The following is a 26,710-nucleotide window of genomic DNA, read 5'->3' as shown; positions in this document are numbered from 1 at the left end:
CGGCAGTGGGGCCCCGTCGCGACGCGACGGGGCCCCTTCTCACACCCGTACGACTACTGAAGCGGCCCCGTCACCGACTCCGCCGCCGCCACCAGCTGCCCGCTGCGCACGAACGCGTCCGCCGCGGCCAGATCCGGCGCCAGGAACCGGTCGGGACCGGGACCCTGCACGCCGGCCTTGCGGACGGCCTCGATGACGGCCCGCGAAGCCGGCGCCGGCGTGAGACCCTCGCGCAGCTCGACGGCGCGCGTGGCGGCGTACAGCTCGACGGCGACGACCCGGGTGAGGTTGTCGACGGCGGTGCGCAGCTTGCGCGCGGCCGACCAGCCCATGGAGACGTGGTCCTCCTGCATGGCGGAGGACGGGATGGAGTCCGCGGAGGCCGGTACGGCCAGCCGCTTCATCTCGCTCACCAGCGCGGCCTGCGTGTACTGGGCGATCATCAGGCCGGAGTCGACACCGGCGTCGTCGGCGAGGAACGGCGGCAGCCCGTGCGACCGGTTCTTGTCGAGGAGCCGGTCGGTGCGCCGCTCCGCGATGGACGCGAGGTCGGCGGCGGCGATGGCGAGGAAGTCGAGGACGTACGCCACGGGCGCGCCGTGGAAGTTGCCGTTGGACTCGACCCGCCCGTCGGGCAGCACGACGGGGTTGTCGACGGCGGCGGCCAGCTCCCGCTCGGCGACGAGCCGGGCGTGCGCCATGGTGTCGCGTCCGGCGCCGGCGACCTGCGGGGCGCAGCGCACCGAGTAGGCGTCCTGGACGCGCGGGGCGTCGTCCTGGTGGTGACCGGTGAGCTGGGAGTCCTTCAGTACGGCGAGCATGTTGGCGGCGCTGGCGGCCTGCCCCGGGTGCGGGCGGATGGCGTGCAGCTCGGGCGCGAGGACCTTGTCGGTGCCGAGGAGGCCCTCCATGGACAGCGCGGCCGTGATGTCGGCCGACTTGTAGAGCGTGTCGAGGTCGGCGAGGGCCATGATCAGCATGCCGAGCATGCCGTCGGTGCCGTTGAGGAGGGCGAGGCCCTCCTTCTCGCGCAGTTCGACGGCCTCGATGCCGTGCTGGGCGAGCAGTTCACCGGCCGGCCGCACGACCCCGTCCGGGCCCTCGGCGTCGCCCTCGCCCATCAGCGTCAGGGCGCAGTGCGAGAGCGGCGCGAGGTCGCCGGAGCAGCCGAGGGAGCCGTACTCGTGCACGACCGGGGTGATCCCGGCGTTGAGCACGTCGGCCATGGTCTGCGCGACCTCGGGCCGCACACCGGTGTGTCCCGAGCAGACGGTCTTCAGCCGCAGGAACATCAGGGCCCGTACGACCTCCCGCTCGACGCGCGGCCCCATGCCGGCGGCGTGCGAACGGACGATGTTGCGCTGCAACTGAGCGCGGAGCTCGGTGCTGATGTGCCGGGTCGCCAGGGCGCCGAAGCCGGTGCTGACGCCGTAGACCGGGTCGGGCTTGGCGGCCAGCGCGTCCACGATCTCGCGGGCGGCGGCGAGGGCCGCGACCGCCTCCGCGGAGAGCTCGACCCGGGCGCCGTCGCGCGCCACGGCGAGAACGTCGGACGCGGTCACCCCGGACGTCCCCACCACCACAGTGTGCATATCCATATTCAGGAGCGTACGCAGTGAAGACGGAGATGTCACGAGTGGGGGCGGGGTTCGCCCCTTACTTGTGCGTACGTCACAGTCGGCGCCCCCGGAACCGGCGGCGCTCCCCGTGCGCCTCGCGCTCGCCCGAGGGTGCGTCCGCGAGCCGTACGACGGGGTCGTCCGGCCCTTCCCGCCCCGCGACGACCGGATGGGCGGACCGCTCGGCCTTGGCGCGGTACTGGGCCGCGTCGGCCAGCCGGAACAACCGCCGGGCCGAGCGCACCGGCCCGATGGGGTCCTCGGTCGAGGCGACCCCGCAGGCCACCCCCTCCCCCAGCTCCAACTCCGCGGCCCGCCGGCAGAGTTCATCGGCCGCCTTGACGACCTCGTCGGCGGGCGGCCCGACCGCGAGCAGACAGAACTCGTCACCTCCGAGCCGCGCGGCCAGCGCGCCCGGCAGCATCGCCCCGCACAGCGACAGCACGGAACCGAACCGCTCCAGCAGCCGGTCGCCGACGGCGTGCCCGAGGGTGTCGTTGACCCGCTTGAGCCCGTTGAGGTCGCACACGACGAGGCTGACGACGACACCCTCCCGCTTGTGCCGCTCGACGGCCTCGTCGAGCCGTACGTCGACGGCACGGCGGTTGGCGAGGCCGGTGAGGGCGTCGGTGAACGCCAGCCGCCGCACCTCCTCCAGCCGCTCGGCCTGCGCGATCCCGGCCGCGACGACGGCGGCCAGCACGGTGGCGAAGTCGGCGTCGGCCCGGTCGAACACGGGGTCGCCGGCCGCGCGGGCGATGTACAGCTCGCCCCACGCCCGCCCGTTCAGCACGATCGGCGCGACCACGCAGCAGCCGCGGCCTCTCCTGCGGAGGGCGGCGACGCGCTGATGGACGTACCCGGGACGGCGTCCCGCGGCCGGGCCCTCGGCGGTCTCCACCCAGGCGTTGGGCTCCCCACCCCCGGCCCAGCGCTCGTGCAGGAACTCGGTGATCTCCGGGAACTGGTGCACGGGGTAGGCCTCGGCGTCGGGGAACTCGTCCTCGTCGGGGGCGCGGTCCCCGACATTGACGAGGACGCGGAGCCGCCCCAGCTCGCGCTCCCACACCGACAGGGCGGCGAAGCTGCCGCTCAGGGCGCGGCAGGCGCCGGTCGCCGCCGCGCGCCAGGCCTCGCGTGAGCCGTGGGCTGCGGCCATGCCTTGCGCCAGCGCGACGACTGCCGTGAGCCGCGTGTCCTCCGCCATTGCTCCAGGTTAGGGAGGTTTTGGGGGATAAGCGGTGTTGGAATGAGCCGGGCAGGTAGGGGGTGGCTGCGTCGGGTCGGCGGAGTGCGGGACGGTGGGGGCTTGGCGCGCAGTTCCCCGCGCCCCTAGAAGCCCTCTACTCGCCCGGCCAATTCGGGCTCCGCTTCTCATTGAACGCCGCTACGCCCTCCGCGCGATCCCCCGAGAAGGCCACTGAGCGCCATGCCGCGTCCTCCACCTCCAGGCCCGCCCGCAGGTCCAGCCCATGCCCCAGCCGCAGGGCCTTCTTCGCCGCCCGCAAGCCCACCGGCGAATTGGCGGCGATCCGGGTGCCCATCGCCAGGGCCTCCTCCCGGTCCCGCCCCTCCTCCACCAGCACATCCACCAGCCCCAGCTCCCGCGCCTCCGCAGCCTCTACCCGGCGGGCCGTGAAGATCAGCTCGGCGGCGCGGGCCGCACCCACGCGGCGGGGCAGGAGCTGGGTGCCGCCGCCGCCCGGGATGACCCCGACCGACACCTCCGGCAGACCCACCACCGCCGTCCTGTCCGCCACGATCAGGTCGCAGGACAGGGCCAGCTCGAAGCCGCCGCCGAGGGCGAAGCCGTGGACGGCGGCGATGGTCGGCACGGGGAGTTCCAGTACGCCGGTGTAGGCGCCGCGCGCGACGGGCCGCTGCCGGACCAGGTCGGCGTCCGTGAAGGAGTTCCGCTCCTTCAGGTCGGCGCCGACGCAGAACGCCCGCTCGTGGGTCGAGGTCACCACAACGGCTCGTACGTCCCTGTCGTCGCCCAGCGCGGTGCAGGCGGCGGCGACCGAGCGGGCCATCTCCGTCGACACGGCGTTCATGGCCTTCGGCCGGTCCAGGGCGAGCTCCGCGACGTGCCCGTGCCGCCGCACCAGCACGAACTCCCCGTACCGTTCCTCGCTCATGACACCCTCCAGTTAACGTGGGTTAACAGACTTCACCGGGCCCGATCATCGCAGCCCGGCCGGAGCGGCGAAAGAGCCGTCGGTTCCTGTATCGCCTCCCGACACCCCGTTCGAGTGACATCCCGCCCAACTCCTCCCCCATCGCCCACAGGAGCGCATAGCGTGCGCTCCGCCACGGCGCACAGGGGGCGCGAGCGCATCGGGGAGGGGTCGCCATGACGACGTTGACGGACACGCAGGCCACGGCCGCCGGGACGGCGCTGCCCGACGTCGTGGACGCCGTACCGCAGCGTCTTTTCGGCTCGCGCGGCCGGCACCGTCGCCCGCGCCCTCGCAAGGTTCTCCTCGCCGTCGGCGGACTGGCCGTGGCGGCCGGCGCGCTGAGCCTCGTACGCATGGCTCCCGAGGGCGGCCTGGGCGGCGGCCTCGGCACCGCGGAGGCCGAACCCCGCCTCGACGATCCGCACGCGGGCTCGGGCACGAACCGGGCGACCAACGCCGCCGCCACGGTGTCGGCGATCCCGAAGGTGAGCCCGTCGGCGACCGCGCCCATGGGCGGGGCGAGCGCGATGCCGACGCCGGGGGTGACCTTCGTACCGGTGCCGTCGTCGACACCGGCGGGGGCGGGTGCGGTGGACGCGCCCGATCCCACGACGATCCCGGACGCCCCGAACCCGACGAGCGCGGCCCCGCAGCCGACGCAGACCCCGTCACCGGCTCCGAGCCAGAGCACCTACACGCCACCACCGGCGCCGACACCGACTCCGCAGCCGACTCAGCCGAGCGGCGGCGGTGGGGTGTGCGTGCCGGTCATCGGCTTGTGCGTAGGTCCGCTGGGCAGGTAGACGTCCCCAGGGGCGCGGGGCTGTGTCACTGTGCGGCTACCGCCGCGCGGGCGCGACCAGCCACCACATCGCCGCACCCGCCCGACGACACCACCCGGCGCATCCTTAGGCGCTGGTTTCACTCCGGCGCGTCAAAAGCCAAGGCTCCACGACTCCCAGACCTCGCACCGGCCGCTGCCACATCGGCTGAAGCGCGAAGCGATACGTCGGCGGCTCCTCGCCCTCCTTCTCCGCCGCGGCCGCGGCCTCCGCGGCCTCCGCCTCCGACGCGGGCGCCTCGGCGGTGCGGATCAGTTCCTGGGCGAAGTCGCTGTCGACGAGGACGGCGTCACGAGGGGCTATGGACGTGAGCCGGGAGGCCAGATTGACGGTGGTGCCGAAGACATCGCCCATACGAGTGGTGACCGTGCCGAAGGCGATGCCGACCCGCAGCTCGGGCATGGTCTCGTCGTTCGCCATGGTCTCGATGAGACGCAGCGCGATCTCCGCGGCGACGCCGGCGTCGTCGGCGGCGTAGAGCACCTCGTCGCCGAGGGTCTTGATGAGGCGCCCGCCGTGCGCGGCGACCAGGTCGGCGGCGGTGGTCTCGAAGGCCTCGACGAGCTCGCCGAGCTCCTCCTCCTCCATGCGGCGGGTCAGGCGCGTGAACCCGACGAGGTCGGCGAAGCCGACGGCGAGGCGCCGGTCGACCATCTCCTCGTCGTCGGCGGCCTGCACGACCCGGCCCGCGGAGGCGGCGAGCTGGCGGCGCCAGACGTAGACGAGGAACTCCTCCAGCTCGGGCAGGAGCAGCTCGATGATCGGGTACGTCACCTCGGTACGGGTCATGCCGGGCTCGGGCGGCTCGGTCAGCCCTTCCAGGAAGGAGTCGATCTGCCACTCGGCGAGGCGGGCGGTGGTCTGTCCGGTGGACCGGGCGACCTGCACGGCCATGGCCTCGCTGAGCAGCCCGGCCTCGACGAGACCGGCGAGGCGCCGCAGGGCGAGGACGTCCGCCTCGGTGAAGGCCTTGGCCTGGCCGACGTCGGCGAAGCCCATGGCCCGCCAGAAGCGGGTGGCCAGCTCCATGGAGACACCGGCGGTACGGGCCGCCTGAAAGGGCGTGTAGCGCCGCTCGGCACCGAGGATCAGCGCTTCCAGACGCACGGCGAGCGGGTGCGGGGCCCCTTCGGGGTCGGCGCCGTTCGACTCCGCGCCGGAACCCGTGTCGTCGACGGTCACGCGTGCTGCCCTTCCGATCTGTCACGGTCAGGTATCGACCGGCCTTCACTTTACGGCAGGTGTGCGGTAGCTCACGTGTCCGCTCCGCTAGGTGGGGCCGGGAGACCGTGGGTGGCTGGGGTGTGCTTGCGGGTGCGGGTGCGTCGTGGCTTCTCGCGCAGTTCCCCGCGCCCCTTGGGTCAATCCACTCACGCCGGTCGGAGGTGGACGATGTCGCCCGCTCCCACCGGTTCCTGTACCCCCCTCTCGGTTGCGATCACCAAGCGGCCGTCGCCGTCCACCGCCACCGCCTCCCCCGTGATCGACCGGTCCCCCGGCAGCTCCGCCCGCACCGTCCGCCCCAGCGTCGCGCATCCCGCCGCGTACGTCTCCTGGAGCCCGCTGCCGGCCGGATCGCCCCCGGCCCGCTGCCAGCGCCCGTACCACTCCTCCAGCGACCGCAGCACGGCCCGCAGCAACGGGTCCCGGTCGGTCGTGACCGCCCCGGCCAGCGCCAGTGAACCGGCCGCCGGCACCGGCAGCTCGTCCTCGCGCAGGGTGACGTTGATGCCGACCCCGACGACGACCCCGTCCTCCCCGGCCCGCTCGGCGAGAATCCCGCCTGTCTTGCGTTCCTCGCCGTCCACGGTCACCAGCAGGTCGTTGGGCCACTTGAGTGCCGTGTCCACGCCCGCGGCCCGGGACAGGCCCGTGGCGACCGCCACGCCCGTCAGCAGCGGCAGCCAGCCCCAGCGGGCCACCGGCACCCCGGTCGGCTTCAGCAGGACGGAGAAGAACAGCCCGGAGCGGGCCGGTGCCGTCCACTGCCGGTCGAGGCGGCCCCGTCCGGCGGTCTGCTCCTCGGCGACGAGGACCGCGCCCTCGTCGGCGTCCCCCTTGACGGCCAGGCCCACCAGATCGTTGTTGGTCGACCCGGTGCGCTGGACGACCTCCACATCGCAGTACAGCCCGCCGTCGCGCACCAGCCCGCGCCGCAGCGCGGCCCCGTTGAGCGGCGGCCGGTCCAGGTTCGACCAGCGGTTGTCGTCCGAAGCATCTCGCGGCGTCATGCAAGCCACCCTAGGTGTGTCCTACGCCGCACTGCTGATTGGTAGGCCCGCCACTACTCTACGGATGAGTAACCGTCCCCCCTTTTGAGCAGGCAGGGAGCCGCGACCCGATGGCCGAGCCGGAAGAGATCGACATCCACACCACCGCGGGCAAGCTCGCGGACCTCCAGCGCCGCATCGACGAGGCGACGCACGCCGGCTCCGCACGTGCCGTGGAGAAGCAGCACGCCAAGGGCAAGTTGACGGCCCGTGAGCGGATCGAGCTGCTGCTCGACGAGGGGTCGTTCGTCGAGCTGGACGAGTTCGCCCGGCACCGGTCCACCAATTTCGGGCTGGAGAACAACCGCCCGTACGGGGACGGCGTCGTCACCGGGTACGGCACGGTCGACGGCCGGCCGGTCGCGGTCTTCTCCCAGGACTTCACCGTCTTCGGCGGCGCCCTCGGCGAGGTCTACGGCCAGAAGATCGTCAAGGTCATGGACTTCGCGCTGAAGACCGGCTGTCCGGTCATCGGCATCAACGACTCCGGCGGCGCCCGTATCCAGGAGGGTGTCGCCTCCCTGGGCGCCTACGGCGAGATCTTCCGCCGCAACACCCACGCGAGCGGTGTCATCCCGCAGATCTCACTGGTCGTCGGCCCCTGCGCGGGCGGAGCCGTCTACTCCCCCGCGATCACCGACTTCACCGTCATGGTCGACCAGACCTCGCACATGTTCATCACCGGCCCGGACGTCATCAAGACCGTCACCGGTGAGGACGTCGGCTTCGAGGAGCTGGGCGGCGCCCGCACCCACAACTCGGTCTCCGGCGTGGCCCACCACATGGCCGGGGACGAGAAGGACGCCGTCGAGTACGTCAAGCAGCTGCTGTCGTACCTGCCGTCCAACAACCTCTCCGAGCCGCCGGTCTACCCGGAGGAGGCGGACCTCACCGTCACCGCCGAGGACCTGGAGCTGGACTCGCTCGTCCCGGACAGCGCGAACCAGCCCTACGACATGCACACGGTGATCGAACACGTCCTGGACGACGCCGAGTTCTTCGAGACGCAGCCGCTGTTCGCCCCGAACATCCTCACCGGCTACGGACGGGTGGAGGGCCACCCGGTCGGCATCGTCGCCAACCAGCCGATGCAGTTCGCCGGCTGCCTCGACATCCAGGCCAGCGAGAAGGCCGCGCGCTTCGTGCGGACCTGCGACGCCTTCAACATCCCCGTCATCACCTTCGTCGACGTGCCCGGCTTCCTGCCCGGCGTCGACCAGGAGCACGACGGCATCATCCGGCGCGGCGCCAAGCTGATCTACGCCTACGCCGAGGCCACGGTCCCGCTCATCACCGTCATCACCCGCAAGGCCTTCGGCGGCGCCTACGACGTCATGGGCTCCAAGCACCTGGGCGCGGACATCAACCTCGCCTGGCCGACCGCCCAGATCGCCGTCATGGGTGCCCAGGGCGCGGTCAACATCCTGCACCGCCGCACCCTCGCGGAGGCGGAGGCCAACGGGGAGGACCTGGAGGCGGTGCGCGCCCGGCTGATCCGGGAGTACGAGGACACCCTCCTCAACCCCTACATCGCGGCCGAGCGCGGCTACATCGACTCCGTGGTGATGCCGTCGGACACCCGCCGCCACATCGTCCGCGGCCTGCGCCAGCTGCGCACCAAGCGAGAGTCCCTGCCCCCGAAGAAGCACGGCAACATCCCCCTCTAGGAGTCGCCATGACGATCAAGGTCGTACGGGGCAACCCCACCCCCGAGGAGCTCGCCGCCGCCCTGGCGGTGGTCCGAGCACGCGCCGCGGCGGCAGCGACCGCGCCGCCCGGCGCCCCCCAGCAGCGGGACGGGTGGTCGGACCCGTCCCGCATCGCAACACGCCGCTTGCCACAGCCGGGCCCGACAACTTGGGCACGTTCCTACTGGCCTAGCTAGAGAGACCAACGGCCTCGGCCATCACCTCGTACCCGCGATCGTTCGGGTGCAGGTGATCGCCGAAGTCGTACGCGGGGTGCAGCCGGTCCGGATCCCCCGGATCGGCCATCACCCGCCCCAGATCCACCACCGCGTCGAACTCCCCCGCGCATCGGATCCACTCGTTCACCTCATGGCTCACCTTGGCCGCGTGCTCCCCCCAGTGGTCCGACCCCCCGAACGGCAGCAGCGTGCAGCCGACGACCCGCAACCCGCCCTCGCGTCCCTGCCGTATCAACTCCCGGTACCCGGCGATCAGTTCATCCGCCTCCACCACCGGCGCCGGCTTGTACGTGGGCTGCTCGTCCGTCTCGCTGAACCCGATGTCGTTCAGCCCCAGCAGCACGACCACCGTGTCCACCCCGGCCTGACCGAGCACGTCCCGCCCGAACCGCCGCACACCCCTCTCCCCATACCACGCGGAGTCGTTGAGCAGCAGGTTCCCGCCGATCCCGGCGTTGAGCACGGGCCGCCCGGTCAGCCGGGCCAGCGCGTCCGACCACCGCCGGTCGGCGCCGACCGTGGAGCCGAAGCCGTCGGTGAGGGAGTCGCCGAACAGCACCACCCCATCGCCACGCCCGGAATCGACCTCCACCGCGCTCAGGAAGTACCAGGACTCCGACACCGCGTCGAAGCCGTCGGTGGACTCCAGCAGGTTCCCCTCCCCGCGCCAACTCGGCGCGAAGGCCTGCGCATGGAACGTCGCCGGGCCGGTCGCCGCCTCGAAGTACAGCGTCACCGCCACCGACTCCCCCGCGGAGACGGCGAGTCGGGCAGGGTCGCTGACGACCTCCCCACGCGCCGGGATCTCCACGCCACCACTGCCCCCGAAGCTCAGCCGCCGCCCGTCCACGGCCGCCCCGGCGACCCGCACCGGCGAGGTGCCGTACGCGTTCGACAGCCGTATCCGCACCCGCTCGCCGCCCCCGGTCAGCGGGACGACCTGCCGCAGCGACTGGCGCCAGAAGCCCTCCCTCGACCAGTTGGGGGTGAAGCCCTCGCTCGGCGGCTGGGGCGAGGCGGCCCAGACAGTGGTGAACATGGCAGCACGACCTTCCAAACGGGACTGAGGTTCCTTTAACGAGAGCCATACTAACGGAACCACAGACCCTTTTGGTGAAGTTGAGTACGCGTACTCAGGCGCCGCCCCGCCTCGCCGCCGCACGCTGGACGCATGCTCTGGTCCGACCCCGAGAACGAACCGCCCAAGGAACTGCGCGACATGCAGGAGATGTTGCGCAGACTGGGCCTGTTCCTGGCGTTGGCCATGGTGCTGGCGATGATCGTGCTCGGCATGAAGTGACGGGCGCCGATACCCTGACCGCATGACTGATCAGCCGCGCCGCCGACTCGTCCTCGCCTCCCAGTCCCCCGCCCGGCTGAATCTGCTGCGGCAGGCCGGACTGGCCCCCGAGGTGATCGTGAGCGGCGTCGACGAGGACGCCGTCACCGCCCCCACCCCCGCCGAACTCGCGCTCGCGCTCGCCGAGGCGAAGGCCTCCGTGGTGTCGGCGAAGCCCGAGGTCAAGGGCGCGCTCGTGATCGGCTGCGACTCCGTGCTCGACCTCGACGGCCAGGCGCTCGGCAAGCCCGCGGACGCCGAGGAGGCCACCGCCCGCTGGAAGGCCATGCGGGGACGCGCGGGCACGCTCCAGACCGGCCACTGCGTCTACGACACCGTCTCCGGCCGGTACGCCTCGGCCGTCGCCTCGACCGTCGTCCGCTTCGGCGAGCCGACCGACGCGGAGGTCGCCGCGTACGTCGCCTCCGGCGAACCCCTCTACGTCGCCGGGGCGTTCACCCTCGACGGCCGCAGCGCGCCGTTCATCGAGGGCATCGACGGCGACCACGGCAACGTGATCGGCATCAGCCTGCCCCTCGTACGGAAGCTGCTGGCCGAACTGGGCGTCGGGATCACGGAGTTGTGGGCGCCGGCGGAGAAGTGACCGGGCCGCCGCCGGGGCCCTCCTTGGCCGGGCCGCCGTCCCCCTTGTCGCCGGGGACGGCGTCGGCGGGCGCCTGAGGGCTGTCGTACGTCATCAGGAGCAGCACGATCAGCGCCAGCACGACCACCATGAACACGAACTCGGCCGGGCCCAGCAGGCCCCACGCGAACGCGCCCAGCAGGGCGTGCACCACGGCCGCGCTGATCAGCAGGATGCGGCCGAACCCGGCCGGGGCGCGGTCGCGCAGGGCGACCAGCAGCGCCACCAGACCGCAGAAGGCGAAGTAGAGCCCGAAGACGATGCCGCCGATCTTCGACGAGGTCGACATCATGTCGGGGTCGAGGCCGGCCAGGGACATGTCCTGGCGGTCGACGACCACCCCGAGGAACCAGTTGACCGCCGCGATCCCGAACGCCTCCAAGAAGAGGACGATCGCCACGATCCACGCCACCGGCCTGCGCACCACCGGTCCCCACCCACTCTCAAGCCGAGCCCTGGTTACCCCAAGTACGTTCGATACATCGTGAACGCTACTAACGGGTAAACCCGGGGACAAGGGTTCTGCGGACGGCAAAGAATCATTGGGCCATTCGTAGGGACTCCACAAAGAAACCGAGTGGCCCGCAGCACGTGGTGACAGAGACCTTGACCACAAGGGAGGGCTAGGGTTTTCCGGAGGAGTCGTGCGTACCGAAGCGTGACAAGGGATTTCGCGGGCCGAGCGGTCCTCGAATCACGCTCCGTGTGGGCAAGCTCACCATTGGGGACGGGTCGAACTGCCGTGTCGGCAGTCCCTAAACTCGGCTTGTTTCAAGGAGGGAGCCTCAATCGTGCGCAAGGTGCTCATCGCCAACCGTGGCGAAATCGCTGTCCGCGTGGCCCGGGCCTGCCGGGATGCCGGTATCGCGAGCGTGGCCGTCTACGCCGACCCGGACCGGGACGCTCTGCATGTCCGCGCCGCGGATGAGGCGTTCGCCCTGGGCGGTGACACCCCGGCCACCAGCTACCTGGTCATCGACAAGATCCTGAACGCGGCCCGGGAGTCGGGGGCCGACGCCGTCCACCCCGGCTACGGTTTCCTGTCCGAGAACGCCGAGTTCGCACAGGCGGTCCTGGACGCGGGCCTGATCTGGATCGGCCCGCCGCCGCAGGCCATCCGCGACCTCGGTGACAAGGTCGCCGCCCGGCACATCGCCCAGCGCGCCGGCGCGCCGCTGGTCGCCGGTACGCCGGACCCGGTCTCCGGGGCCGACGAGGTCGTGGCGTTCGCCGAGGAGCACGGCCTGCCGATCGCGATCAAGGCCGCCTTCGGCGGCGGTGGCCGTGGTCTGAAGGTCGCCCGGACCCTGGAAGAGGTCCCGGAGCTGTACGAGTCCGCGGTCCGTGAGGCCGTGGCCGCGTTCGGCCGGGGCGAGTGCTTCGTCGAGCGCTACCTGGACAAGCCGCGGCACGTGGAGACCCAGTGCCTCGCCGACACCCACGGCAACGTGGTGGTCGTGTCCACCCGTGACTGCTCGCTGCAGCGCCGCCACCAGAAGCTGGTCGAGGAGGCCCCCGCGCCGTTCCTCTCCGACGCCCAGGTCGCCGAGCTGTACTCGTCGTCGAAGGCCATCCTCAAGGAGGCCGGCTACGTCGGCGCCGGCACCGTCGAGTTCCTGGTCGGCCTCGACGGCACGATCTCCTTCCTGGAGGTCAACACCCGTCTCCAGGTGGAGCACCCGGTCACCGAGGAGGTCGCCGGCATCGACCTGGTGCGCGAGATGTTCCGCATCGCCGACGGCGAGGAACTCGGCTACGGCGACCCGGAGCTGCGCGGCCACTCCTTCGAGTTCCGCATCAACGGCGAGGACCCGGGGCGCAACTTCCTCCCGGCCCCCGGCACCGTCACCACCTTCGCCCCGCCGACCGGCCCGGGTGTCCGCCTGGACGCGGGCGTCGAGTCCGGCAGCGTCATCGGCCCGGCCTGGGACTCCCTGCTGGCCAAGCTGATCGTCACCGGCGCCACCCGCGAGCAGGCGCTCCAGCGGGCCGCCCGCGCCCTGGAGGAGTTCCAGGTCGAGGGCATGGCGACGGCCATCCCGTTCCACCGCGCGGTCGTCAAGGACCCGGCGTTCGCCCCCGAACTCACCGGCTCCGCCGACCCGTTCACGGTCCACACCCGCTGGATCGAGACCGAGTTCGTCAACGAGATCAAGCCCTTCGCCACCCCCGCCGACGCGGAGACGGACGAGGAGCCGGGCCGCGAGACGGTCGTCGTCGAGGTCGGCGGCAAGCGCCTGGAGGTCTCCCTCCCGGTCTCGCTCGGCATGTCGCTGGCCCGCACCGGCCTCGCCGCGGGCGCCAAGCCCAAGCGCCGCGCGGCCAAGAAGTCCGGCCCCGTCGCCTCCGGCGACACCCTCGCCTCCCCGATGCAGGGCACGATCGTCAAGATCGCGGTCGAGGAGGGCCAGGAGGTCAAGGAGGGCGACCTGGTCGTCGTCCTGGAGGCCATGAAGATGGAGCAGCCCCTCAACGCGCACAAGTCCGGCACCATCAAGGGCCTGTCCGCGGACGTCGGCGCGTCGATCACGTCCGGCGCGGCGATCTGCGAGATCAAGGACTGAGCGGGACCCGCAGCGACATCCCGGGGCGCCCGGCGGACTGGAGCAGTCAGTCCGCCGGGCGCTCCGTGTTTCCCCCGAGGTGATGGTCTACGAGGTGCTGCGGACCCATCCCGTGCCGTGCCGGACGAAGGCGAGGGCCGCACAGCCGAAGGGCACGGCGAGCATCACGAACGACAGGACGGTCAGCGGTTCGATGCCGCCCGCGTAGCCGGCGACGTTGAACGGCATGGCCAGGATCAGCAGCCAGGCGGCCCACACCGGCACGGTCCGGCCGCGCAGCAGGGCGACGCCCAGCAGGACGGCACCGATGACGTGCGCGGCGACGAAGTAGAGGATCGGCACGCCCACCACGGGCAGGTCGTTGGTGCCCTTCGCGACCTTCGCCAGGGTGTCGACGTCGACGCCCTTGTCGAGCGCCCCGAGGGCGACGGTGTCGAGCGACGGGGTCGCGGTGATCGCGAGCAGTCCGGTGCCGAAGAGGACCGAACCCCACAGGCCGAGCCTGGCGGACCGCGCGGTGGCCAGCAGTCCGACGGCGATCAGACCCGGGGCGAGGACGACGGTCCCGACCGTCCACAGCCACACGGACACCTCCGTGGCGCCCTGGTGGGCGGCGATGACCCGGGCGATCTCGTCGGCGTCGGCGTTGGTGTCGTAGGGACTGATCAGGAACGCCGCCGCGAGCAGCAGCGGCCCCAGGACGGCCGCGAGCCCCGCGAGCAGCCGCGCGGTCCCGGCGGGCGCCGCCTCGGTGGTGGTGGGCGGGTGTGACGACGTAGTGGCCATGCCAGTCCCCCTGAATCGCGTCCTGCGGAGCGCCTCACGCCAGTGAACCGAGCGGACCCGGCCGATGACCACACGTCAATTCTGGGGGTTGCGAGGGCCGGGCTCAGTCGGTCAGCAGGCCGAGATCCCGCCCCCGCCGCAGCAGCGCCGCGGTGTGGCCGGCCTCCAGCTTGCGGTGCAGGGAGGCGATGTAGCCGCGCACGGTGGTCGGCGACAGCCCCATCCGGCGGGCTGCCTCCGTCGCCGTACGGCCGTCGTGGAGGTGGCGCAGTGTCCGGTACTCCTGCTCGGTCACCCCGAACACCCGGGCGAGGGTCCGCCCCCGGGCGAGGTCGCGGAGCAGCAGCAGGACGGGCAGCCCGGGGGCGGCCGACGGCACGGGCCGTACCTCGACGTCCCGGACGGTGAACGACGGCCCCCGGCCCAGCCGGGGATCGTCCCGTACGACGGCCAGGAGCTCGGCGGCGAGGGCGTTCAGCGGCTCCGCCCGACCGTCCTCGCCGCGCACGGCCACTCCCCACCCACGGCTCGCGGCGAGGCCCAGGGCCGCGGCGGAGAGCGCGAGCAGCCGCTGCCGCTCGCCCAACCGCTGTTCCACCCCGGCGAGTTGGAGCTGGGCGAAACCGAGCAGATCGCGCTCCCGTTCGCTGAAGTCGGCGTCGGACCTCAGCAGCGCGTACCCCTCGACCGCGCTCCCGCCCGCCCCGGCCGTCGCCACCAGGTGCCGGCGCAGCCCGAAGGGCCGGAAGTCCAGGTTGTAGCAGTGGGTGCGCCCCCACTGCCGGTCCCCGACGACGTCACTGACCCGCCAGGCCTGCGCGGTGGGCGTCTCCAGCATGATGTCGGTGAGCGGGTGGTCCAGGGGATGGTCGTAGATCACCATCGGATCGGCGTGGAAGGAGTCCTCCGGCACGGACAGCGCGAAGACCCCGCTGCCGTCGAGGGTGAGCCGGTACGCCTGCCCCGCGTCGGCCGGGATCAACTCCATCAGCGCCCCCAGGGCCCGCTCCCGCAACTCCCACTCCGACCCGGCGTCTTCCAGTTCGCTCGCGATCCCGAGCACCCGCCGCGCATCCGCACCGGCGATCTCCATACGCTCTCTCCCGGCGCTGCTCTCGCCATGAGAAGTCCTGAGATGTCCGGGGAAACCCTGAGAAGGACACCCCTGAGAAGACGGTACGGCCTGAGGGCGTCCCGGCAAGCCCGGTCGGCCGTCCGTCGATGGCATCCTGGAGGCACAACGGGGGCGTGCGAGAGAGCAGGTGGGAGCCATGGTGAGCGCGATCTCACGGGAGACCGCGGGGAACAGCGAGACCCCGGCACCCGCCACGCCGGCCCGCCCCATGCGCGCCGACGCCCGCCGCAACTACGAACGCCTCCTCACCGAGGCCCGCACGGCCTTCGCCACCCATGGCGCGGAGGCGTCCCTGGAGGACGTGGCGAGACGCGCGGGCGTGGGCATCGGCACCCTGTACCGCCACTTCCCCAACCGCAACGCCCTGCTGAGTGCGGTCTTCGAGGACGCGGTGGCGGACCTGCTGGCCCGCTCCCGCGAACTGCTGGCCGACCCGAGCCCCTGCACGGCCCTGGTGACCTGGCTGCGCGAGATCGTCACGCATGCGGGCGAATACCGTGGCCTGGCAAGGCAGTTGATGTCCGTGACATCCGATGACGGCTCGGCCCTGGCGAGATGCAGCGACCCGATCAGGGAGGCGGGCGGCGCACTGCTGCGACGCGCACAGGAGGCGGGGGCGGTAAGGGAGGACGTGGCGATCGCCGACCTGCTACAGCTGACGCACGCGATTGCACTGGCGGCGGAGGAAAGCCCGGGAGACCCGGACTTGGCGGACCGGCTGCTGATGCTGACGTTGCGTGGATTGGCCTTTTAGGGGCGCGGGGAACTGCGCGAGCAACCCCCACACACCCGCAGCCGCACAACAACCGCAAGCCCCACGGCGATTAGGCAACCCTTAACGCCGCCGCATGTCAGCAACCCGCGCCCGCTGCTGCTGCTCCGGCCCGGCATCAGACGTCAACGTCCTCAACCCGGCCCCCGGAACCTGCCCCCGCCGAGGCCCCGGCAGGGCAACGTCACGGCGCGCTTGGCGCGGGGGGACGGAATCACCCCCCGAGGCCCCCGATGCGCCGGAGTTTCCCGACGCCCCCGCGACAGCGATCTGCACGCCCTGGTCGGCCAGCGCCTGCAACTCCGTACCGGCACGATCGTCATGCGCCGGCGGCTCATCCGTCACCAGCCGCGTGATCACATCGGTCGGCACGGTCTGGAACATGGTGTCCGTACCGAGCTTGGTGTGATCGGCGAGCACGACGACCTCCGCCGCGGCCTGCACCAACGCCCGGTCGACGGACGCCGACAGCATGTTGGACGTGGACAGCCCGCGCTCGGCGGTGAGACCGCTGCCGGACAGGAAGGCCCGCGAGACCCGCAGCCCCTGCAGGGACTGCTCGGCACCGGAGCCCACCAGCGCGTAGTTGGAGCCGCGCAGGGTGCCGCCGGTCATCACGACCTCCACCCGGTTGGCATGGGCCAACGCCTGTGCCACCAGCAGGGAGTTGGTGACGACGGTCAGCCCGGGTACGCGAGCGAGCCGGCGGGCCAGCTCCTGTGTCGTCGTACCCGCCCCGACCACGATGGCTTCGCCTTCTTCGACGAAGTTCGCGGCGAGGTCGGCGATGGCCGTCTTCTCGGCGGTCGCGAGATGTGACTTCTGCGGAAAGCCGGACTCCCGCGTGAACCCGCCCGGCAATACCGCACCGCCATGTCGGCGGTCGAGGAGTCCTTCTGCCTCCAGTGCGCGCACGTCCCGCCGTACGGTCACTTCGGAGGTCTGGACGACGCGGGCGAGCTCACGGAGCGACACGGCCCCGTTCGCTCGCACCATTTCGAGGATCAATTGGCGACGTTCTGCAGCGAACACGAAACTGACAGTAACGCGGACGACCGTCTGCTTTCAGCAGTATGCGCCGAATAAACGAAGTTGTTCGCACGGCAGAGCCCGAAGTGGTATAGGGCCTACTCGCCCCGACTATGCCGCACGAATGGTCGACAACTCCCCGTGACCAGCGGGGAGTCGGTTTCGGCCGTCAGGCCCCGCCGGTTTCCTTCCGGGTGTGGAGCTGCCGCGCCACCTCCGCGATCGAGCCCGAAAGGGAGGGATACACGGTGAAGGCGTTCGCGATCTGCTCGACGGTCAGGTTGTTGTCGACGGCGATCGAGATCGGATGGATCAGTTCCGAGGCGCGCGGCGCGACGACCACACCGCCGACCACGATGCCGGTGCCCGGCCGGCAGAAGATCTTGACGAAGCCGTCGCGGATGCCCTGCATCTTGGCGCGCGGGTTGCGCAGCAGGGGCAGCTTGACGACCCGGGCGTCGATCTTGCCCGCGTCGACGTCGGCCTGCGTGTAGCCGACGGTCGCGATCTCCGGGTCGGTGAAGACGTTGGAGGAGACGGTCTTGAGGTTCAGCGGGGCCACCGCGTCGCCCAGGAAGTGGTACATGGCGATGCGGCCCTGCATGGCGGCGACGGAGGCGAGGGCGAAGACACCGGTCACGTCACCGGCGGCGTACACGCCGGGGGCGGTCGTACGGGAGACCTTGTCGGTCCAGATGTGCCCGGAGTCGCGCACCTTGACGCCGGCCTCCTCCAGGCCCAGGCCCGCGCTGTTGGGGATGGCGCCGACGGCCATGAGGCAGTGGGTGCCGGTGATGACGCGGCCGTCGGAGAGGGTGACCTCGACGCGGTCGCCGACCCGCTTGGCGGCGGCGGCGCGGGAGCGGGCCATGACGTTCATGCCGCGGCGGCGGAAGACGTCCTCGAGGACGGCGGCGGCGTCCGGGTCCTCGCCCGGCAGCACGCGGTCGCGCGACGAGACCAGCGTGACCTTGGAGCCGAGCGCCTGATAGGCACCGGCGAACTCCGCACCCGTCACACCGGAACCGACCACGATGAGCTCTTCCGGCAGCTCGGTGAGGTCGTACACCTGCGTCCAGTTGAAGATGCGCTCGCCGTCGGGCAGCGCGTCGGGCACCTCACGGGGGTGGCCGCCGGTCGCGATGAGGACGGCGTCGGCGACGAGGGTCTCCTCGCTGCCGTCGGCGGTGCTGACGACCACCTTGCGGGAGCCGTCGAGCGCCTGCATGCCCTCCAGACGGCCGCGGCCGCGCATGACCCGGGCGCCGGCCCGCGTGACCGAGGCCGTGATGTCGTGCGACTGCGCGAGCGCGAGGCGCTTCACCCGCCGGTTGACCTTGCCGAGGTCCACGCCCACGACCCGGGCGGCCTGCTCCAGGGGTGGTGTGTCGTCGGCCACGATGATGCCGAGCTCTTCGTACGACGAGTCGAAGGTGGTCATCACCTCGGCCGTAGCGATAAGGGTCTTCGACGGCACGCAGTCGGTCAGCACCGACGCTCCGCCCAGACCGTCGCAGTCGACGACGGTCACCTCCGCGCCGAGCTGCGCCGCTACCAGCGCAGCTTCGTATCCGCCGGGTCCGCCACCGATGATCACGATCCGAGTCACGTACCCCATTGTCCCGCACGCTTCAAGGTGCTACTGCCCGGGGCCCCGCCCGCGCTGTCACCGTTACGGGAGTGACGCCGGAGGCACCTGCCGTACCCTCTCCCCATGTCGCTCTACGCCGCCTACGCCGGCAATCTCGACGCCCGGCTGATGACGCGCCGCGCACCGCACTCGCCGCTGCGCGCCACGGGCTGGCTCAACGGCTGGCGGCTCACCTTCGGCGGCGAGCAGATGGGCTGGGAGGGCGCCCTCGCCACGATCGTGGAGGACCCGCTCGCCCAGGTGTTCGTCGCGCTGTACGACATCGCCCCGGCGGACGAGGAGTCGATGGACCGCTGGGAGGGCGTCGGTCTCGGCATCTACCGCCGGATGCGGGTACGGGTGCACACCCTCGACACCGAGGAGGCGGCCTGGGTGTACGTCCTCGACGCCTACGAGGGCGGCCTGCCCTCGGCCCGGTACCTGGGCGAGATCGCCGACGCGGCCGAGTCGGCGGGCGCGCCGTACGACTATGTGATGGAGCTGCGCAAGCGTCCCTGCTGACCCGCGCGGTAACCGGAGTCACGCCCTTCGTTGGAAACGACAAGACAACGATCGCCATCCCGTTCGCTCTGTCATCTACGCGCGTAGGCCGGAACCGGCTACGCTCATCCGCGTGAACGCATCTCTTCTTCCGGACGACATCCAGGGCGACCCGCACGCCGCCGCCGACGCCGCCGCCGCGCGCCTGCGCGAACTGACCGGCGCCGAGACCCACGACGTCGCCCTCGTGATGGGCTCCGGCTGGGCGCCGGCCGTGGACGCCCTCGGCGCTCCCGACGCCGAGTTCCAGGTCACCGAGCTGCCCGGCTTCCCGCCGCCGGCGGTCGAGGGCCACGGCGGCAAGATCCGCTCGTACCAGATCGGCGAGAAGCGCGCTCTGGTCTTCCTGGGCCGCACGCACTACTACGAGGGCCGCGGCGTGGCGGCGGTCGCGCACGGCGTCCGTACGGCGGTGGCGGCGGGGTGCAAGACGATCGTCCTCACCAACGGCTGCGGCGGTCTGCGCGAGGGCATGCGCCCCGGCCAGCCGGTCCTGATCAGCGACCACATCAACCTCACGGCGACGTCCCCGATCGTCGGCGCGAACTTCGTCGACCTGACGGACCTCTACTCGCCGCGGCTGCGCGCCCTGTGCAAGGAGATCGACCCGACCCTCGAAGAGGGCGTGTACGCGCAGTTCCCCGGCCCGCACTACGAGACCCCGGCGGAGATCCGCATGGCCCGGGTCATCGGCGCGGACCTGGTCGGCATGTCGACGGTCCTGGAGGCGATCGCGGCGCGCGAGGCCGGCGCGGAGGTGCTCGGCATCTCCCTGGTGACGAACCTCGCGGCGGGCATGACGGGCGAGCCCCTGAACCACGAAGAGGTCCTCCAGGCGGGCCGGGACTCGGCGACGCAGATGGGAGCGCTCCTCGCCCAGGTACTGGGCCGCATCTGACCGCCCCGTCTCGGTCGGCTGGAAGGTGAACCATGCAGTCGGCCGAGACGCGTGGGAGGGAGCACCCCCACGCGCCCGCACCGCACACACGACGAGAGGCTGACCCCGGTGCACGACGACCTCATCACCACCGCCAAGACCTGGCTCGCCGAGGACCCCGACCCCGAGACCCGTGACGAACTCGGCAAGCTCATCGAGGCCGGGGACGTCACCGAGCTCACCGCCCGCTTCAGCGGCACCCTCCAGTTCGGCACCGCGGGCCTGCGGGGCGAACTGGGCGCAGGGCCCATGCGCATGAACCGCGCCGTGGTCATCCGCGCCGCGGCCGGTCTCGCGGCGTACCTCAGGAACAACGGCCGCACCGGCGGCCTCGTCGTCATCGGCTACGACGCCCGCCACAAGTCCGCGGACTTCGCCCGCGACACGGCGGCCGTCATGACCGGCGCCGGCCTCCGCGCCGCCGTCCTCCCCCGCCCGCTCCCCACCCCCGTGCTCGCGTACGCCATAAGGCATCTCGGCGCGGTCGCCGGCGTGGAGGTCACCGCCAGCCACAACCCGCCCCGCGACAACGGCTACAAGGTCTACCTCGGCGACGGCTCCCAGATCGTGCCGCCCGCCGACGCGGAGATCGCGGCGGAGATCGACGCGATCGCGAGCCTCAACGACGTCCCCCGCCCGGACGCCGGCTGGGAGACCCTCGACGACGCCGTCCTGGACGCCTACCTGGCCCGCACGGACGCCGTACTGGCCGCGGACTCCCCCCGCACCGCCCGCACCGTCTACACGGCGATGCACGGCGTCGGCAAGGACGTCCTCCTCGCCGCGTTCGCCCGGGCCGGCTTCCCCGCCCCGGAGCTCGTCGCCGAGCAGGCCGAGCCCGACCCGGACTTCCCGACCGTCGCCTTCCCCAACCCGGAGGAGCCCGGCGCGATGGACCTGGCCTTCGCGAAGGCGCGTGCGACGGACCCGGACCTGATCATCGCCAACGACCCGGACGCCGACCGCTGCGCCGTCGCCGTCAAGGACGGCGGCGACTGGCGGATGCTGCGCGGCGACGAGGTCGGCGCCCTGCTCGCCGCCCACCTGGTCAGGCGCGGAGCGCAGGGCACCTTCGCCGAGTCGATCGTCTCCTCCTCCCTCCTCGGCCGGATCGCCGAGAAGGCGGGTCTGCCGTACGAGGAGACCCTCACCGGCTTCAAGTGGATCGCCCGCGTGGAGGGTCTGCGGTACGGCTACGAGGAGGCCCTCGGCTACTGCGTCGACCCGGACGGCGTACGCGACAAGGACGGCATCACCGCCGCCCTGCTCATCACGGAACTGGCCTCGCAGCTCAAGGAGGAGGGCCGCACGCTCGTCGACCTGCTGGACGACCTCGCCGTCGAGCACGGCCTGCACGCCACCGACCAGCTGTCCGTGCGCGTCGAGGATCTGTCGGTCATCGCCGACGCCATGCGCCGCCTGCGCGAGCAGCCGCCCACCGAGCTCGCCGGACTCGCCATCACCCAGGCCGAGGACCTCACCCGGGGCACGGACCGGCTCCCGCCCACGGACGGCCTGCGCTACACCCTCGACGGCGCCCGGGTCATCGTCCGCCCCAGCGGCACCGAGCCGAAGCTGAAGTGCTACCTGGAGGTCGTCGTCCCGGTCGCGACGCACGCCGACCTCCCGGCGGCCCACGCCAAGGCGGCGGACGTACTGGAGACGATCAAGCGGGACCTGTCGGCGGCGGCCGGCATCTGACGGACACGGCACTCAGGGGCGCCCGGACCATGAGGGGCGCCCCAACGGGTGATTTCGGGCCCGTATCCCCCACCCGCTCCCCCTGCCGGGAAACGGTGGACGGACAACCGTCCCCGAGCCCCGGAGCCGCCCCGTGTCCTCGACCGCCCCCAGCATCCCGGGCAGCCGGCGACCCGACACCGCGCCCCCGGCCCGCCTCCCCGCCCCCACCCTGCGCCGGGCCGCCCCCGCCCTCCTCGCCTACGTCGCCGTACGCCTCCTCGGTCTGGTGTTCCTCGCGTTCTGGGCGCACCGGCAGGGCCACGGCGTCTGGCCGGTCCTGGCGACGCAGTGGGACGCGAAGTGGTACCTGGGCATCGCCGCCCACGGCTACGCGCACGAGCTGGGCACCGCGGACGACGCGAACAACCTGGCCTTCTTCCCGCTCTACCCGATGCTGGTGAAGGCGGTCGCGGCCGTCACCCCGGGCAGCCGGGCCACTGTCGGCCTGCTGATCGCCGTCCTCGCCTCGCTCGCCGCGGCCTGGGGGATCTTCGCGGTCGGCGACCGTCTGCACGGCCGCCGCGCCGGCATCCTGCTCACCACCCTCTGGGCGGCCTTCCCGGTGGGCCTCGTGCAGTGGATGGGCTACACGGAGTCCCTGTTCACGGCATGCGCCGCCTGGGCCCTGTACGCCCTTCTCGCCGACCGCCCGGTCACGGCCGCCTGGCTCGCGGTCCTCGCCGGTCTGACCCGCCCGACCGGCGTCGCGGTCGCCGCCGCGGTGTCGGTGACCTGCCTGCTCGCCCTGCGCCGCGGCTTCTCCGTACGCGTCCTCTCGGCCGCCCTCCTGGCCCCGCTGGGCTGGTGCGGGTACGTCGGCTGGGTGGGCCTGCGGCTGGGTCGCTGGGACGGCTATTTCGCCGTACAGCGGCTGTGGCACAACGACGTGGACGGCGGCCGCGAGACCCTGCGCCGGTTCCGGGAGCTGCTGGCGCACGACTCGACGCCCGAGCTGTTCCTGGTCCTGGTGACGGTGACGCTGCTGGCGTCGGCGGCGTTGTTCGCGCTGTCGCTCCGAGACCGCCAGCCGCTGCCCCTGCTCCTCTTCACGGGCGTGCTGCTGACGATCGTCCTGGCCAGCGGCGGCGTCTACTTCCCGCGCGCCCGCTTCCTCCTCCCGGCCTTCCCGCTGCTGCTCCCCCTCGCCCTCCGCCTCCTGCGCCTCCCCGCCCGCTACCGCGCGCTGGCGCTGACGGGGGCGGTGCTGGGGTCGGCGTACTGGGGGGCGTACATGGTGCTGGTGTGGCCGAGCGCGCCCTAGCGGCCCCGCTCAGGGCATCCAGTACAGGGCGGCCGTCCAGGCGAGCAGCAGGGCCAGCGTGACCGGCCACAGGCGGCGGTCCCGCTCCCGTGCGTCGATCTCGCCGGCCGGCCGGAAAGCCGGGTCCTTCCACATGGCGGTGATCTCGGCGGCGAGCCGCTCGTGGGGGTGGACGAAGCCGAGTTTCCGCTCCAGCCATCTCCAGCGCAGGCTGAACGCCTTCCACTCCGCGAACGTGGCCCGCCGGCTGTCGATCCGCAGCTCGGTGCCCTTGCAGCGGACGATCCGGATGTGGTCCCAGGCGACGTGCCGGGTGCGCCGCACCCCGTTGAACCACAGCCCGGTGCTGTCCGCGGTGATGCGCCAGCCGACCCAGTACGTGAGCAGCCAGGCCCCGCAGAGCGCGAGGGCGGCCCCGAAGCTCCACCGCCACACCCCGGTCTCACCCCACATGTTCTGGCCGGCCCACAGCACCACCGCCGTGGCGGTGAGCCGGTCGGGCCACCCGGCCCGCCAGCGCCGCACGGCACCCGGCTTCGGTACCGGGTGGGCCACGACGGCCCGCTTCTCCTTGGCGAGCGCACGGCGTACGGCACCCTCGGACACCGGTCGCACCGGCCCGGTCGAGCACTCGACGAAGGGCGGCTCGTCCGGGTCCTCGTCGGCGGCGAGGAGCACGACCTCGGCGCCGTCGTAGGGCACCCCGTAGAGAACGGCCTCCCGCAGCGGCCCGGGAGCGTCGTCGTCGAGCCGGTCGAGAAGGGCCCTCAGCTCCTCCTCGTCGGGCTCTTCACCCTCTTCGCCCTCGTCCTCGTCCTCTTCGCCCTCGTCCTCTTCGTCGTCGTCATCGAGCTCCATCGTCGATACGACGAACAGCGGCCGCAGCGCGCCCACGTCGTCGGCGGCGAAGACCTCCGTGTCCACGTCGGCGTTCTCCCGTACCAGCACCCGCAGCACCGGCACCGGCTCCCGGCGCAGCGCGGCGGCCCGGTGGCGGCCCAGCGCGGCGGAGACCAGGACGGTCAGGCCGAGGCCGGTCAGGTAGAGGCCGCAGGTCGCGATCCCCTCGCGGTCGACGATGTCGTCCCAGAGCCCCGAGGTGGCGCTCGACGCGACCCCGGCCGCCGTCACGACGGAGCCGAACCAGGCCAGCCCCTTGCCGCGGGTCACCGGCCGGTCGGCGTACGGCACCGGCGCGGTGACGCCCCCGGCCGCCGCGAGAGCCGCCTCGTGCTGCCGTTTCCGGGCGGCGAGCCGCACCTCGGCGGTCCGGGCGCAGAGCCCGGCGAGCACGGCGCAGGCCAGGATGAGCGTCCACGGTGCCGGCGCCGCCGCCACCATGACGACCACGGCCGGCGCGGCGAAGCGCACGACCTCGGGCCGGACCGCCAGCAGCACCGGCTGGAGCCCGAGGAACGCGGCGAGCAAGGGCGGCACGTCCCCGTCGGTGACGGCGACCGGCAGCAGCGCGGCGACCGTCCCGAGCACCACCACCGCCATCACGGTCTCGGTCCGCCGCGGCACGGGCACCCAACGCGGGGGCAGCGCGTCGGTCCAGCGCCGGGCCTGCTCCCCGCTCCAGGACGGGCAGCGGTCCGGTGGCACGCTCGTGGGCAGCGGCGACGGCCGCGAAGGATTCGTACTCATCGTCTTCCAGACACTCGGACCACGCCGGTGGTTGCGGTCCTCAGGTCCGGGACGGCCGAGGAACGGGGCGGATCATGACCCCGGAAGCTGTGAAGGGCCGGGTCAGCCGGTGGCGAGCAGGATCGCCAGCAGGACCGCGCCCGCCAGGGCCGGCGCGAGCACCTCGTACGCCCAGCGCACCGACACCTCGCCCTGCGCGCTCTCGGCCTTCTCCCGGGCCTCCCACAGTTCGCGCAGCTCGTCCATGACCTTGTCGGTCTCGGCGCGCAGCGGACCGTCGGCCGCGTCCTTGGCGTCGGCGACGGAGCCGGTGCCCGGGAAGCCCAGGCCCAGGCCGACCGGGCGGCGCCCGCCGGGCGGGCTGCCCGCCGCCGCCCGGGCGGTCCGCCGTGCCGCCTTCTTGCGGGCGCGCAGGGACACCGGGATGGCCCAGAGCTGGTACTTGGTGCCGGAGGCGGCGACGACCTCGTTGGAGTAGCTGGAGCGGAACGCGGCGACCTGGCTCCAGGGCAGCACGATCACGCGGAACGGGTTGCGCACGCGCAGCCGGTCCTGGCCCGCGAAGACGGCCGGGCGCAGGGTGAAGGCGACGACCAGCGGGATCACCAGGATCATCGCGGCGAGCGCCAGCCAGGGGACCCGGCCCGAGCCCTGGACCAGGGCGTCGGTGCCGAGCCATGCGGTGATGGCGAGCAGCAGCACGCCTCCGGCGATGGCCGCGGGTGAGCGGTAGATCCGGTCCTTGGTCGTCATGGGGCCGATTCTGCCCGACGGGCCGAGGGCGCTCCCACGCGGTGGCGTCCGACGAGACGAGCGTCCGGGGGTGTACAGCCGCTACGCGCGTAGATATGCTCGTGTGGTGACCATGCCCACCACTGCATCTCCCGCACACGCTCTTACGGACGTGACCGCGTCCGACAGCACGCTGCGTCGCTTCCTCCACGGGCTGCCCGGCGTCGACGCGGTCGGCCTGGAGGCGCGCGCCGCCTCCCTCGGCACCCGTTCCATCAAGACCACCGCGAAGGCGTACGCCATCGACCTCGCCATCTCGATGGTCGACCTGACGACGCTGGAAGGCGCGGACACCCCGGGCAAGGTCCGGGCGCTCGGCGCCAAGGCGGTCCACCCCGACCCGACCGACCGGACGACCCCCGCGACCGCGGCCGTCTGCGTCTATCCCGACATGGTGGCCGCCGCCAAGGAGGCCGTCGCGGGCTCGACCGTGAAGGTCGCCTCGGTCGCCACCGCCTTCCCGGCGGGCCGCGCCGCCCTCTCCGTGAAGCTGGCCGACGTGCGCGACGCCGTCGCGGCCGGTGCGGACGAGATCGACATGGTCATCGACCGCGGGGCGTTCCTCGCGGGCGACTACCTGAAGGTGTACGACGAGATCGTCGCCGTGAAGGAGGCCTGCGGGACCAGCGCCCGCCTGAAGGTCATCTTCGAGACCGGCGAGCTGTCGACGTACGACAACATCCGGCGGGCGAGCTGGCTCGGCATGCTGGCGGGCGCGGACTTCATCAAGACGTCCACCGGCAAGGTCGCCGTCAACGCCACCCCCGCCAACACCCTGTTGATGCTGGAGGCCGTACGGGACTTCCGTGCCGCCACCGGCGTCCAGATCGGCGTCAAGCCGGCTGGCGGGATCAGGACGACGAAGGACGCGATCAAGTTCCTGGTCCTGGTCAACGAGACGGTGGGCGAGGACTGGCTGGACAACCACTGGTTCCGCTTCGGCGCCTCCTCGCTCCTGAACGACCTGCTGATGCAGCGTCAGAAGCTGGCCACCGGCCGCTACTCCGGCCCCGACTACGTGACGGTGGACTGA

Annotated in this window: 25 protein-coding genes; 12 read left to right on the top strand and 13 right to left on the bottom strand. The window is 72.3% G+C overall.

Annotated features, from left to right (window positions below; all coding sequences use genetic code 11):
• Positions 1-53: 53 nt before the first annotated feature.
• From hutH to ACFUO4_RS21210, 3 genes are all read right to left on the bottom strand, one after another.
• Positions 54-1,592: a histidine ammonia-lyase gene (hutH, locus tag ACFUO4_RS21220; RefSeq protein ID WP_079311696.1), complete on the bottom strand. Its 1,539-nt coding sequence runs from the start codon at positions 1,590-1,592 to the stop codon at positions 54-56.
• Positions 1,593-1,671: 79 nt separating this feature from the next.
• Complete coding sequence (locus tag ACFUO4_RS21215; RefSeq protein WP_383486885.1) at positions 1,672-2,826, bottom strand: diguanylate cyclase domain-containing protein; 1,155 nt, start codon at positions 2,824-2,826, stop codon at positions 1,672-1,674.
• A gap of 136 nt (positions 2,827-2,962) precedes the next feature.
• Positions 2,963-3,757, bottom strand: coding sequence for an enoyl-CoA hydratase/isomerase family protein (locus ACFUO4_RS21210; RefSeq protein WP_079311698.1), 795 nt, complete (start codon positions 3,755-3,757; stop codon positions 2,963-2,965).
• Between the two features lie 215 nt (positions 3,758-3,972).
• On the opposite strand from ACFUO4_RS21210, the gene ACFUO4_RS21205 reads away from it, so the two are divergent.
• Entirely contained in the window at positions 3,973-4,602 is a 630-nt protein-coding gene (locus ACFUO4_RS21205) for a hypothetical protein (protein ID WP_383486881.1), read from the top strand.
• 105 nt (positions 4,603-4,707) lie between these two features.
• Here the strand turns inward: ACFUO4_RS21205 and ACFUO4_RS21200 are convergent, their stop codons facing one another.
• The gene (locus ACFUO4_RS21200) at positions 4,708-5,823 is read right to left on the bottom strand and encodes an adenylate/guanylate cyclase domain-containing protein (protein WP_079311699.1); all 1,116 of its coding nucleotides are present in this window, start codon (positions 5,821-5,823) and stop codon (positions 4,708-4,710) included.
• Positions 5,824-6,011: 188 nt separating this feature from the next.
• Positions 6,012-6,872, bottom strand: coding sequence for a biotin--[acetyl-CoA-carboxylase] ligase (locus ACFUO4_RS21195; protein WP_383486878.1), 861 nt, complete (start codon positions 6,870-6,872; stop codon positions 6,012-6,014).
• Between the two features lie 110 nt (positions 6,873-6,982).
• On the opposite strand from ACFUO4_RS21195, the gene ACFUO4_RS21190 reads away from it, so the two are divergent.
• Both ACFUO4_RS21190 and ACFUO4_RS21185 read left to right on the top strand, forming a co-directional pair.
• The gene (locus ACFUO4_RS21190; RefSeq protein ID WP_383486875.1) at positions 6,983-8,578 is read left to right on the top strand and encodes an acyl-CoA carboxylase subunit beta; all 1,596 of its coding nucleotides are present in this window, start codon (positions 6,983-6,985) and stop codon (positions 8,576-8,578) included.
• Between the two features lie 8 nt (positions 8,579-8,586).
• A complete protein-coding gene (locus ACFUO4_RS21185; protein ID WP_383486872.1) occupies positions 8,587-8,796 on the top strand; it encodes an acyl-CoA carboxylase subunit epsilon in 210 nt (69 codons plus the stop codon).
• Here ACFUO4_RS21185 and ACFUO4_RS21180 read toward each other — a convergent pair.
• Positions 8,789-9,877: an SGNH/GDSL hydrolase family protein gene (locus ACFUO4_RS21180; RefSeq protein ID WP_383486869.1), complete on the bottom strand. Its 1,089-nt coding sequence runs from the start codon at positions 9,875-9,877 to the stop codon at positions 8,789-8,791. The genes ACFUO4_RS21185 and ACFUO4_RS21180 overlap by 8 nt on opposite strands.
• Positions 9,878-10,009: 132 nt before the next feature.
• On the opposite strand from ACFUO4_RS21180, the gene mmpB reads away from it, so the two are divergent.
• Both mmpB and ACFUO4_RS21170 read left to right on the top strand, forming a co-directional pair.
• Positions 10,010-10,138: a morphogenic membrane protein MmpB gene (gene mmpB / locus ACFUO4_RS21175; protein WP_097268251.1), complete on the top strand. Its 129-nt coding sequence runs from the start codon at positions 10,010-10,012 to the stop codon at positions 10,136-10,138.
• A gap of 22 nt (positions 10,139-10,160) precedes the next feature.
• Positions 10,161-10,781, top strand: coding sequence for a nucleoside triphosphate pyrophosphatase (locus ACFUO4_RS21170; protein WP_079311701.1), 621 nt, complete (start codon positions 10,161-10,163; stop codon positions 10,779-10,781).
• Here ACFUO4_RS21170 and ACFUO4_RS21165 read toward each other — a convergent pair.
• Positions 10,750-11,247, bottom strand: coding sequence for a hypothetical protein (locus ACFUO4_RS21165; protein WP_383486866.1), 498 nt, complete (start codon positions 11,245-11,247; stop codon positions 10,750-10,752). The two genes, ACFUO4_RS21170 and ACFUO4_RS21165, sit on opposite strands and share 32 nt — an antisense overlap.
• A gap of 364 nt (positions 11,248-11,611) precedes the next feature.
• Between ACFUO4_RS21165 and ACFUO4_RS21160 the strand changes: the two genes are divergently transcribed.
• On the top strand, positions 11,612-13,384 hold the full coding sequence (locus tag ACFUO4_RS21160; RefSeq protein WP_383486863.1) for an acetyl/propionyl/methylcrotonyl-CoA carboxylase subunit alpha: 1,773 nt from the start codon (positions 11,612-11,614) through the stop codon (positions 13,382-13,384).
• Positions 13,385-13,471: 87 nt separating this feature from the next.
• Here the strand turns inward: ACFUO4_RS21160 and ACFUO4_RS21155 are convergent, their stop codons facing one another.
• Together ACFUO4_RS21155 and ACFUO4_RS21150 are read right to left on the bottom strand one after the other, a co-directional pair.
• Positions 13,472-14,170 (bottom strand): hypothetical protein, encoded by a 699-nt coding sequence (locus ACFUO4_RS21155; protein WP_383486860.1) that lies wholly within the window; start codon positions 14,168-14,170, stop codon positions 13,472-13,474.
• Between the two features lie 103 nt (positions 14,171-14,273).
• Complete coding sequence (locus ACFUO4_RS21150) at positions 14,274-15,263, bottom strand: response regulator transcription factor (protein ID WP_383486857.1); 990 nt, start codon at positions 15,261-15,263, stop codon at positions 14,274-14,276.
• A gap of 250 nt (positions 15,264-15,513) precedes the next feature.
• On the opposite strand from ACFUO4_RS21150, the gene ACFUO4_RS21145 reads away from it, so the two are divergent.
• The gene (locus ACFUO4_RS21145; RefSeq protein WP_383487886.1) at positions 15,514-16,059 is read left to right on the top strand and encodes a TetR/AcrR family transcriptional regulator; all 546 of its coding nucleotides are present in this window, start codon (positions 15,514-15,516) and stop codon (positions 16,057-16,059) included.
• Positions 16,060-16,140: 81 nt separating this feature from the next.
• On the opposite strand, the gene ACFUO4_RS21140 is transcribed toward ACFUO4_RS21145, so the two are convergent.
• Both ACFUO4_RS21140 and ACFUO4_RS21135 read right to left on the bottom strand, forming a co-directional pair.
• The gene (locus tag ACFUO4_RS21140) at positions 16,141-17,073 is read right to left on the bottom strand and encodes a DeoR/GlpR family DNA-binding transcription regulator (protein WP_383487883.1); all 933 of its coding nucleotides are present in this window, start codon (positions 17,071-17,073) and stop codon (positions 16,141-16,143) included.
• 202 nt (positions 17,074-17,275) lie between these two features.
• Positions 17,276-18,724, bottom strand: coding sequence for an NAD(P)H-quinone dehydrogenase (locus ACFUO4_RS21135; RefSeq protein ID WP_383486854.1), 1,449 nt, complete (start codon positions 18,722-18,724; stop codon positions 17,276-17,278).
• Positions 18,725-18,820: 96 nt separating this feature from the next.
• Here ACFUO4_RS21135 and ACFUO4_RS21130 point away from each other — a divergent pair, with 96 nt between their 5' ends.
• The 4 genes from ACFUO4_RS21130 (at position 18,821) to ACFUO4_RS21115 (ending at position 23,238) form a co-directional block, all read left to right on the top strand.
• Positions 18,821-19,258 carry a gamma-glutamylcyclotransferase gene (locus ACFUO4_RS21130; RefSeq protein ID WP_079311708.1) on the top strand — a complete coding sequence of 146 codons (438 nt, stop codon included), beginning with the start codon at positions 18,821-18,823 and terminating at the stop codon, positions 19,256-19,258.
• Between the two features lie 112 nt (positions 19,259-19,370).
• Complete coding sequence (locus ACFUO4_RS21125; protein ID WP_059192697.1) at positions 19,371-20,195, top strand: purine-nucleoside phosphorylase; 825 nt, start codon at positions 19,371-19,373, stop codon at positions 20,193-20,195.
• Between the two features lie 108 nt (positions 20,196-20,303).
• Positions 20,304-21,935: a phospho-sugar mutase gene (locus ACFUO4_RS21120; RefSeq protein WP_383486850.1), complete on the top strand. Its 1,632-nt coding sequence runs from the start codon at positions 20,304-20,306 to the stop codon at positions 21,933-21,935.
• Between the two features lie 133 nt (positions 21,936-22,068).
• Positions 22,069-23,238, top strand: coding sequence for a hypothetical protein (locus ACFUO4_RS21115; RefSeq protein WP_383486847.1), 1,170 nt, complete (start codon positions 22,069-22,071; stop codon positions 23,236-23,238).
• Between the two features lie 9 nt (positions 23,239-23,247).
• On the opposite strand, the gene ACFUO4_RS21110 is transcribed toward ACFUO4_RS21115, so the two are convergent.
• On the bottom strand, positions 23,248-24,885 hold the full coding sequence (locus ACFUO4_RS21110) for a hypothetical protein (protein WP_383486844.1): 1,638 nt from the start codon (positions 24,883-24,885) through the stop codon (positions 23,248-23,250).
• Between the two features lie 102 nt (positions 24,886-24,987).
• Entirely contained in the window at positions 24,988-25,638 is a 651-nt protein-coding gene (locus tag ACFUO4_RS21105; protein ID WP_383486841.1) for a PH domain-containing protein, read from the bottom strand.
• A 106-nt stretch (positions 25,639-25,744) separates the two neighbouring features.
• On the opposite strand from ACFUO4_RS21105, the gene deoC reads away from it, so the two are divergent.
• A complete protein-coding gene (gene deoC, locus ACFUO4_RS21100; protein WP_383486838.1) occupies positions 25,745-26,710 on the top strand; it encodes a deoxyribose-phosphate aldolase in 966 nt (321 codons plus the stop codon).

The sequence above is a fragment of the Streptomyces sp. NPDC057280 genome (genome assembly GCF_042668605.1).
Classification (GTDB): Bacteria; Actinomycetota; Actinomycetes; order Streptomycetales; family Streptomycetaceae; genus Streptomyces.
The sequence above is the reverse complement of the archived record's forward strand: the minus strand, read 5'-3'. Positions and strand labels throughout refer to the sequence as shown.